9 protein-coding genes are annotated in these 9,042 nt (G+C 55.2%); 2 read left to right on the top strand and 7 right to left on the bottom strand.

Translation table 11 applies throughout. The features are described 5' to 3' along the window. Positions 1–692: 692 nt before the first annotated feature. From HUX64_RS18105 to HUX64_RS18075, 7 genes are all read right to left on the bottom strand, one after another. Positions 693–1,736 carry an ABC transporter permease gene (locus tag HUX64_RS18105; RefSeq protein WP_174627590.1) on the bottom strand — a complete coding sequence of 348 codons (1,044 nt, stop codon included), beginning with the start codon at positions 1,734–1,736 and terminating at the stop codon, positions 693–695. Between the two features lie 4 nt (positions 1,737–1,740). Next, complete coding sequence (locus HUX64_RS18100; RefSeq protein WP_174627589.1) at positions 1,741–2,892, bottom strand: ABC transporter permease; 1,152 nt, start codon at positions 2,890–2,892, stop codon at positions 1,741–1,743. After that, positions 2,889–4,730 carry an ATP-binding cassette domain-containing protein gene (locus tag HUX64_RS18095; protein WP_174627588.1) on the bottom strand — a complete coding sequence of 614 codons (1,842 nt, stop codon included), beginning with the start codon at positions 4,728–4,730 and terminating at the stop codon, positions 2,889–2,891. Before HUX64_RS18095 ends, HUX64_RS18100 begins: the two co-directional genes overlap by 4 nt. Continuing rightward, positions 4,727–5,785 (bottom strand): HlyD family secretion protein, encoded by a 1,059-nt coding sequence (locus tag HUX64_RS18090; RefSeq protein ID WP_174627587.1) that lies wholly within the window; start codon positions 5,783–5,785, stop codon positions 4,727–4,729. The genes HUX64_RS18095 and HUX64_RS18090 overlap by 4 nt, the downstream gene beginning before the upstream one ends. A 539-nt stretch (positions 5,786–6,324) precedes the next feature. Further along, entirely contained in the window at positions 6,325–6,870 is a 546-nt protein-coding gene (locus tag HUX64_RS18085; RefSeq protein ID WP_174627586.1) for a sensor histidine kinase, read from the bottom strand. A 68-nt stretch (positions 6,871–6,938) separates the two neighbouring features. Beyond that, positions 6,939–7,499, bottom strand: coding sequence for a HAMP domain-containing protein (locus HUX64_RS18080; protein ID WP_174627585.1), 561 nt, complete (start codon positions 7,497–7,499; stop codon positions 6,939–6,941). A 134-nt stretch (positions 7,500–7,633) separates the two neighbouring features. After that, positions 7,634–8,167, bottom strand: a complete 534-nt coding sequence (locus tag HUX64_RS18075) for a winged helix-turn-helix domain-containing protein (RefSeq protein ID WP_425484281.1) — start codon at positions 8,165–8,167, stop codon at positions 7,634–7,636. Positions 8,168–8,202: 35 nt separating this feature from the next. Between HUX64_RS18075 and HUX64_RS18070 the strand changes: the two genes are divergently transcribed. Both HUX64_RS18070 and HUX64_RS18065 read left to right on the top strand, forming a co-directional pair. Continuing rightward, complete coding sequence (locus HUX64_RS18070; RefSeq protein ID WP_174627584.1) at positions 8,203–8,757, top strand: aspartate carbamoyltransferase; 555 nt, start codon at positions 8,203–8,205, stop codon at positions 8,755–8,757. A 20-nt stretch (positions 8,758–8,777) separates the two neighbouring features. Next, the gene (locus tag HUX64_RS18065) at positions 8,778–8,981 is read left to right on the top strand and encodes a heavy-metal-associated domain-containing protein (protein ID WP_281355354.1); all 204 of its coding nucleotides are present in this window, start codon (positions 8,778–8,780) and stop codon (positions 8,979–8,981) included. Positions 8,982–9,042: the final 61 nt, after the last annotated feature.

The raw sequence follows: 9,042 nt of genomic DNA, 5'->3' as shown, positions 1-9,042 counted from the left end.
TGTGCTGGCCGCCAATAAAATGGATTTGGCCGACCCAGCAGCGGCTGATTTGTTTGCGCGTTGGCCGATGGCAGCTGTCCCCGTAAAGCGGTTATCGCTCAAGTCGTTCAAGGGCAACTGGATGTTGCATGGCTGGAGTTAACCAGAAATCCGGAAAGGCATGCCTCTTTTCCCGATGCCCATCCGGCAGAATCGATCCAAATTGATGCAGAAAATGGGAGAGCGGGAGCATTTGAACAGAAACTTACGGTTTCAACAAAATCCGGCTATGCAAAATTTCTCAAAAGCGGCCGCTGACAATGATTCATTTCGAACAGGTTGGCCATCAGGTCATGACCCACAACGGTCTGTCGGCTATGATTTTACTCTTCCCTAAAGCGGACAGTCGTGACGTGCTGCAAAAGCGCGAGTAAGTGACGTTCGACGCAATTCCAATTGACTGTCTGTCGCTCAATGTGAGCTTACTTATCCCGCAAGCCAACCGTCTAATGGTTATAAAATCCTATTTCGGAGACAGCTTAACTCATCTCAGATATATAGCATCAGTGGCGATTTTACCAGTATGGCCATCATCGTCACGGAAGGTGTAGCCGATTTCTGAGGTTATTTCGGTCCTTCCTGTGCATCTAGGATCACATGGACGCAATGGCCAAGTGTTTAACAAAAAGAACGTTGAGGGTATTTCTGGCGCTTCAATAAAGCCGTCTGCGGAACATCCAGGCCGCCAGGCCCAGATTGACCAGGCCAATCACGGCCATGGGCCAATACTGGTCCGCCAGCAGAGGCAGCGGTATGCCTTCCAGCATCACGCCGCGCACGATGACTAGGAAATAGCGTAACGGAATCAGCAGGGTGAGGGTTTGCATGGCCTCGGGCATGTTGGCGATAGGCGTAGCGAAGCCTGAAAGTATGATGGACGGCACGATGAACAGAAACGCTCCCAGCAAGCCTTGCTGTTGCGTAGCGGCCAGCGAGGAAATCATCAGGCCGACCCCGACGGTCGAGACGACGAACAGGATGATGCCGAGGTACAGCGCCGCGACGTCCCCGACGAACGGTACCTGAAACCAGTACACGGCCATCAGAACGATGAAAGAGGCTTCGACCAGACCGATCAGCACACCCGGCAAAGCCTTGCCTATGAGAACTTCCAGCGCCGTGACCAGCATGGTGACGACCAGCGTCAAAAGGCCGATGATTCCCGGCACGATAAACCACTGGCTGTTCAGATTGGGGTTGAACCAGGCACGGATTTCAAGCCGGGCCGACGGTTTTTCAAGACGCTGTTGCGCAGTCCAGCTGCGGTTGAAGTCGGCCAGAATCGTTTGCGCGTAATTGAGGGCGATCAAGGCGGTGTTGGAGTTGCGCCCGTCGATGATAAGCTGAATGCTCGCGGGCTTGCGTTTGGAAAGATCACGGGTGAATTCGCGCTCGACATGCAAGACCAGCAAGGCTTTTTTCGGGTTGATGAATTCAGCGATGCCGGATTGCCTTGTAATCCTGCCTGCCTCGCGGAAAGCCCTGGCGCCGGTAAAGCGGGCGATCAGTTCGCGCGAGGCTGATCCTGAGTCTTCGTTATAGATGGCGATGGGTACGCGGTTGAGATCGTAGCTTGCGGCATAGCCGAACACCAGCAACTGGATAAGGGGCGGGCCGATCAGTACAAAACGGCTTTTCTTGTCTCGGAACAGCGCCAGAAATTCCTTTTTCAACAAACCGAGCATAGCGTACAGCATGACTTTATCCCAGGCGGCGCGGCATGCGCCGCGCCGCCAGTGTCAGGAAAACCAGCGCCATCAGCGCCAACGCCAGAGCATTGGGGATGATGACTTCCCAGACATTGCCGGCCAGAAACACGGTTTGCAAAATGGCGACGAAATAACGGGCCGCAATCAGATAGGTGAAAGACTGCACGGCAACGGGCATACTGTCGATGTCAAAAATGAAGCCGGACAGGATGAAGGCCGGCAAAAAGGTGGTGATGATCGCCACTTGTCCGGAGAGGAACTGATTTTGTGCGATGATCGAAATGAAAAGGCCCATTCCCAGCGCGGCTAATAGAAACAAAGAGCCGGTTACGAACAACACCCACAGTGAACCGCGTAGCGGCACTTCAAAGAGAAAGATAGCCATGCCGATGGACAGGGCCATGCCGCCCATTCCCAACAAATAGTAGGGAACAAGCTTGCCGATCAGCACCTCGCCGACGCTGACCGGCGTCGCCATGAGCGCTTCCAGGGTGCCGCGATCCCACTCCCTGGCCACGACCATTGCTGTCAGCAGGGCGCCGATCAGCGTCATGATGACGGCGATCAGGCCAGGGACCAGATAATCCCGGCTGCGCACTGCCGGATTGAACCAGATGCGTTGTTGCATCAGCACTGACTGCGTTGATTCTATTGCCCGTTCGTCCAGTCGTCGTTGCAGCCATCCAGCCCAAACGCCCTGCAAGTAACCCGAGACCAGGCGGGCCGTATTGGCGTCAACGCCATCCACGACGACATTAATCGGGGCCGACTGTCCGCTTAAGGATTGCCGGGAAAAGTCGCTACGCAAACGCACAATGGCGCTGATCTGGCGCCGATTCAGGGCTGCCTTCGCCGCGCGCTGGTCGCTGAAAGTGACCGGCTGAAAATATTCGGAGCCTTGCAGCCCTGAAAAAAAATCCGCCGTCTCCGGCCCCGGATTCTCGGCAACCAGCCCCACCCGTTCATGCCTGGCGTCCAGGGAAACTCCGTAGCCGAATATGATAAGCAACACGATGGGTAACAGGAAGGCGATGGCAATGCTGGATAGGTCCCGCCGGATCTGCAGGAATTCCTTTCGGATCAGTCCCGATAAACGAAGCCGCCGGGCACTTGGATCGTTCGGCACGGAATGTTCAGCGTTCATGATGGTGTTTGTTCGGATTGCTGCGGACTCCGTCCCTGGAGTCCGCCCTTCGGGCCCGCCTGCGACGCTCCAACATCGCTCCCGGCAATGTTGTGAAGCAATTGGATGAAGGCGTCTTCCAGGGTCGGGTTCGGCCGATCAGGGCTACGTGCCTGGGCGCGAATTTCTTTGGGCCGGCCGGCGGCGAGCAGGCTGCCCGCTGCCATGATCACCAAGCGGTCGCAATATTCGGCTTCTTCCATGAAGTGCGTGGTCACCAGCACGGTGACGCCCTGTTCCGCCAAGGCGTTAATCGCGGACCAGAAGGCACGCCGCATCAAGGGATCGACGCCCGAAGTCGGTTCGTCGAGAAACAGAATTTCCGGTTCGTGCAGCAATGCGCAGGCCAAGGCTAAGCGCTGTTTGTGGCCCAAGGGCAAGTCGCCGCTGGAACTTTCGGCGTAGGCCGCCAACTGAAATTCATCCAGGGCCCAGTCCAGGCGAACCCGACGCTGTCCTCTGTCCAACCGGTAGGCGCTTGCAAAGAATTCCAGGTTTTGCCGGACGCTCAGAGCGCCATAGAGGGAGAACTTCTGCGACATATAGCCAATCCGTCGCCTGGCTTTGGCCGCCGCGCTACGCAGGTCAATACCCGTAACCCGAAGTTGGCCACCGCTTGGCGGCAACAGTCCGCACAACATCCGGAAAGTGGTGGTCTTGCCGGCGCCATTGGCGCCCAGGAGTCCGAAGACCTCACCTCGCTTCACGTCGAAACTGATGCGCTTGACTGCCTGAAAATCGCCAAACCAGCGCTCCACCTCGTGTACCTCAATCACCGTGCCTTCTCTGTCAACGGCTTGAGTGGAAGGCGACAGCGCCCGTCCCAAATTGACCTGTTCTACCAAGGGCTTAAGCCGTACGATGAAACCGTCTTCGAAACGGGGGCGTACCGAGGTAACTGTCAGTGACGGAAACTCGGCAGCGAGATCATCGAGCGTTGGGGGTTGAGGCTGGGCGGTTACCACGCGCACCGCATCCACCTGAATCACGGCATCGACAATGTTGGCCTGTTCCGCCAGCCGGCTTTGCAGGCGGCGGGTAAAGTTTTCCGCGCCATGGATTTCGTAACAACGTCCCGCCAAAAGGGAGAGTTCAGCGTCGGGCGCGCCTTGCCGTATCATTTGTCCGGCATGAAGCATGAAAATCTCGTGGCAGCGTTCGGCCTCATCCAGGTAGGCCGTGCTCATTAGCACGGTGGTGCCGCTCGCCACCATGCGCTCAATGATTAACCACAGTTCGCGCCGCGACACCGGATCGACGCCTACCGTCGGTTCATCCAGCAGTAGCAGCCGTGGCCTGGCCACCAATGTACAGGCAAGCCCAAGTTTTTGTTTCATGCCGCCGGACAGTTTTCCTGCCAGCCTATCCTGAAATGCGGACAGCTTGGTCATTTCCAGGAGTTCATGGAACCGCTCTGACCTGAGGCGGGTGGGAACGCCGTGCAGATCGGCATATAAATCAAGATTCTCCTGCACCGTCAGATCTTCGTAAAGGCCGAAGCGCTGCGGCATGTAGCCGGTAATGGCGTGCACGGCATCAGTCTGGGTCATCGGGTCCAGGCCGAACCCCGATATCGTGCCGTGATCCGGGGCCAAGAGACCGGCGATAAGGCGCAGCAAGGTCGTTTTACCGGCGCCGTCCGGACCGATCAAGGCACTGACGACACCTACCCGGATATTCAGTGTGATACCTTCAAGTGCCGCGATCTGTCGCTGGCCAACGGTAAAGTGTTTGCCGAGGCCGGTCGCTGCCACGGCAACGGCCGTGTTTTTTGGAATCGAATGCAGCACCGCAGTCATGGGGACTTGCAATAATCCGACAGCGAAGCAGGCAGTGTACGAATTTCCCCGTGCAGGGAAAGGCTGACAGTGGCGGGCATGCCGAGACGTAATTCCTGATCGGGATCGCAGGTATAGATGCGCGTCTGGTAAACCAGGTTAGTGCGCAGTTCAGGCGTTTCGACGGATTTTGGAGTAAATTCGGCGACCGGCGAAATATAACCAACCCAACCCCGATAGGATTTGCCGGAATAGCTGTCGGTGGTAATGCTGGCCGGCATCCCCATTCGTACCTTGCCCAGGTCGGGCTCGTCCACGTAAACCCGGCACCACAGTGGATTGGTGAGCGCCAGCGTGAACACAGGACTGGTGGCCGTGACCACGGCGCCGGGTTCCTGGATACGGCTGCGAATGACGCCGACACTGGGCGCCTTCAGGATGGCGCGGCCCAGGCGGTAGCGCAGCAGCGCCAGATTGGCGCGCTGGGCTTCGACTTCCGCATGCTGCTGATCCAGTTGTTCACTGCGCGTGCCTTCCAGAAGCAAAGCGAGATCCTCGCGCGCCTTCTTCAAGTTCGCTTTAGCGACAATGCGCTCGGCCTTCGTTGTGTTTGCCTCCTCCACTGAAGCGGCGCGCTCGTCGACCAGCCGTTGGCGGCGGCCATGAACCAGGGTTGCGTTCGCCAATGTCGCCTCAGCGCCTTGAACGGCAGCGCGCGCCCGCTCGATTTCCTGCGGCCGGGACCCATGAACACCTTCAAGCCGGCGCGCCTCGGCCAGTTTTAGTGTTGCCTCGGCGGACTGCACGGCATCCAGGAACGGCTCCTGCTCTAAAATCGCCAGCGTCTGCCCTGCTGCTACGGCGTCGCCTTCCTCGACCAGAACCTGGGCGATTGGTCCATTGACGTCAAAGCCCAAATCAACCTCACGAATATCCATGTTGCCGTACAACACCAATTGGCTTTGGGCATGATCGGAAGTCGGCCAAAACCAATAGGCAGCCGCAAGACTGGCGGCCAGGATCCCGGCAGCCAGTATGATCAAAACAGTCTTGTTCAGATGAGCCTCCTTGAGCACTCGGGTTTCCCATTTAAGGCGATATAATATGCGAGGCCCCTGCCCTGCATTGGGCCCGAGCCTCGCGGATTCTGACTTCGACCTTGCGCAAATCGGGATAGGCGCCGGGTGCGCGGCCAATCAAACCGTCCAGCAGCGGGATCGTGCAATGATTTCCACCAGAGTACCGGAACCGCTTTTTCGGCCACGGGCAGGCTGGGCGATTCATTCCATTTCGGCATCTTTGCAAGCTCAGTTCATCAGGCCATGACTGCAGATGGCGGCCGCCTGACAAGGAGCAGCCATGGTACAGGCGCAAAGGTTCAATGCGAACAGCCAAGGAAGCCCAAAACCATATTTTTGTTGAACGCTTGTTATCAGGCAAGAGTTTCCCCATAAAATGCTGCCGATCGTTCTCGGCTGCGATGGTAAAAAGTTAGCGTTCTATTAGAGAAAAGCAGAATTAGGAAAAAATCGTACGTTAGCGTCTATTATATAGCGCATTTTTGTCTGACTGCTTGTTGCCTTTGGTGTAATCAAGAAGCTCCCGTTGGATATTTTCATTGTCTAGGCAGCGTCAGCATGGCTTCAAGCTCTACAGTCGAAGCATTTTTTAAAGTCAAACGTCCGCCATGCGCCTGTGCAATATTACGGGCAATGCTTAGACCAAGCCCTGTGCCCCCGCTATCTCGACTGCGTGAGCTTTCCAGTCTGTAAAAGGGTTCGAAAACTTGTTCGAGTTGTGCGTCCGGAATGCCTGGACCCTGGCCACGGATGACAAGCATTAATTGATCCGCACCTTCTCGGATCTCAATCGTGGCTCGTTGGCCATATTGTATCGCCTTATCTATCAGGTTGCTGATACAGCGTTTCAAGGCCATGGGCTTGCCTGAATAGGAGAGTAAAGCGGTACCTACAATATTCACTTCGCGGCCCATGTCCTGGGCATCCGCTTTCAAGCTTTCCAATAAATCCATAATGTCCACCGGTTGCACGGATTCGTACTGCTCCGCCCCGCGCATGAAATCCCACGTGGCCCGGATCATGCCTTCCATATCATTCAGGTCTTTTTCGAACTTATCGCGCAGGCGTTGATCGTCCAGCAATTCAGTACGTAGCCGTAATCGCGTAATCGGGTCTTTAAATCGTGCGATATAGCTGCTTGCAACCGGGTTCAGTCTTGAATGTAACTGACGAGTCGAGCCTTCATGGTATTGAAGGCATGTGCGGCGCGCCTGACTTCGAGAGAACCTGTCTCGTCAAGTGGGGTGCGATGCATGTCCTTTCCGAGTTCATCGGCGGCGTTCGCCAACCGAATTAAAGGGTTTGTGACCCAGCTCACCGCAGTCAACGAAAGCCCAAGCACGGAAATTACCAGGATCAGAAGTTGCACCGTCAAATGTGACGGCCAAGCTTCGGTTTCGTCCCCTCGGTGATAATGCATATCAATCCAAGAACCGTCACGTAAACGGACGTGAACTTTAATAAAAGGACTCTGAGGGTCATTTGTTAGGATGCGAAAAGGGTATTCGGTGCCGAGCAATGTTTGCAGCGCTGAACGAAGAAACGGATGAACTACTCCGTCTTCACCATCGCCGGTAGCGGACTGCCGATTGTCGGGTGCAAGTGCAATAGCAAAATCAGGTTCATTTAAGCGCTCGATCAGAGTTTGCCGGGATACGAAATCGACAGCATCCAACCATTTGACTCGATCTCTGATGCATTGTGCGGCCATTAGATTATTCGACCGGGCCAACATTTAGCTGCGTTCATGACGGTGAATCGCTATATTCAGCAGTTGGGTTACCACCAGTCCGGCCAGCAGCACCCAAACCATGCGGCCGAACAGCGAACGCGGGATAAGCAAATTCATGACTTAAATCCCACCGGTGTCGCAAATATATAATTTTCGCCGCGTACCGTTTTGATAATGCCAGGTTCCTTGGCGTCATCGCGTAGCCGTTGCCGTAAACGGCTCACCTGCACATCAATACTGCAGTCGAAGGGTTCCTGATCCCTCCCTTGGCTCAGGTCCAGTAACTGCTCGCGATTGAGCACGCGGTTGGGATGTTCGAGAAAGATTTTTAACAGGCGAAATTCGGCGCCACTTAGATTCACGACTAATCCGTCCTCGGCAATTAGATGTCGTGCGTGAACATCCAGTGTACAGGGAGCGAAGCGAATGGATTGAATCTCTTCAACGCTGGCGTTTTCGGTAATCACCTGCATTCTACGCAAGACACTCTTGATACGCGCTAACAATTGGCGTGGGTTAAAGGGTTTAGGCAGATAATCGTCGCCGCCCATTTCCAAGCCGACAATGCGAGCGGTTTCGTCTCCGCGCGCGGTCAGCATAATAACCGGAATAGCGGAATGCGTGCGGAGATTGCGGCATAATACCAAGCCATCCTCGCCAGGCAGCCTATTGGAGAAAACTCATGCCATTTGCAAAACAACCGATGTCCCTGTTTGCCGCCGCTTTGATCGGCTTAACGCTATCGCAAGCGGTTTTCGCCGAAACCCCCAGTCCGGAATGTTTAAAAGAGGTGACCGAACGCGGCAGGCACGTCATGCCTTTCGATCTTAAACAGACCCAGCACATTTTTAATAAGACGGAAACCGGCGGCTTGCAACAAGTGTTCGTCAGAAATCCGCCCAACCCGGAACAAGTCGCGTTGATCCGTCAACATCTAAGCAAGATTTCACAGGAATTTACCCATGGGGATTTTTCCAATCCGACGAAAATTCATGGGCAAGATATGCCGGGATTAGCGGAATTACGCAAGGCCGCGCCCGGACAACTTCATGTTGACTATAAAGAACTCGAGGATGGCGCCGAGATCACATATTCTTCCGAAGAGCCGGCGTTGGTCGACGCCATTCATCGCTGGTTCGATACCCAGTTGGCCGATCATGGTCCGGATGCCCTATTAGGCCATGCTCACGGTGCCATGCATGAGATGCACGACATGAAAAACATGCCCAAGCAATAGACTAGCTACCCAGGAAAGTCATCACCCTTCAGACCCGAAGCTTTAGCGTAACAGGCATGCACTGTCGCGGCTGCGAAGCCGCAATCGAATCCGCTGTCAATGAACTCGACGCCATCCGCTCGGTGCGGGCGCATCTTGCCCAGGATAAAGTTACGGTTACCTGGGATGATGATATGGACTCCTCCTTACCCACACGGTGTCATAAAATGCACCCAATGATTTAACGGAGCAAAGAGGAGCCCGACATGAATAATAACGCAGTTGGTTTGGATATTTCAAAAAACG

Origin of the sequence: Candidatus Methylobacter favarea, from assembly GCF_902806695.1 — a bacterium.
In the GTDB taxonomy this organism is placed as follows: Bacteria; Pseudomonadota; Gammaproteobacteria; order Methylococcales; family Methylomonadaceae; genus Methylobacter_B; species Methylobacter_B favarea.
Note: the sequence above shows the minus strand (reverse complement) of the source record. Positions and strands in the feature narration are given on the sequence as shown.

What these genes read in the sequence shown, in the direction of transcription:
- HUX64_RS18105 (WP_174627590.1), bottom strand. Translation starts at nt 1,736, where the DNA reads ATGCTGTACGCTATGCTCGGTTTGTTGAAAAAGGAATTTCTGGCGCTG.
- HUX64_RS18100 (WP_174627589.1), bottom strand. Translation starts at nt 2,892, where the DNA reads ATGAACGCTGAACATTCCGTGCCGAACGATCCAAGTGCCCGGCGGCTT.
- HUX64_RS18095 (WP_174627588.1), bottom strand. Translation starts at nt 4,730, where the DNA reads ATGACTGCGGTGCTGCATTCGATTCCAAAAAACACGGCCGTTGCCGTG.
- HUX64_RS18080 (WP_174627585.1), bottom strand. Translation starts at nt 7,499, where the DNA reads ATGGCCGCACAATGCATCAGAGATCGAGTCAAATGGTTGGATGCTGTC.
- HUX64_RS18070 (WP_174627584.1), top strand. Translation starts at nt 8,203, where the DNA reads ATGCCATTTGCAAAACAACCGATGTCCCTGTTTGCCGCCGCTTTGATC.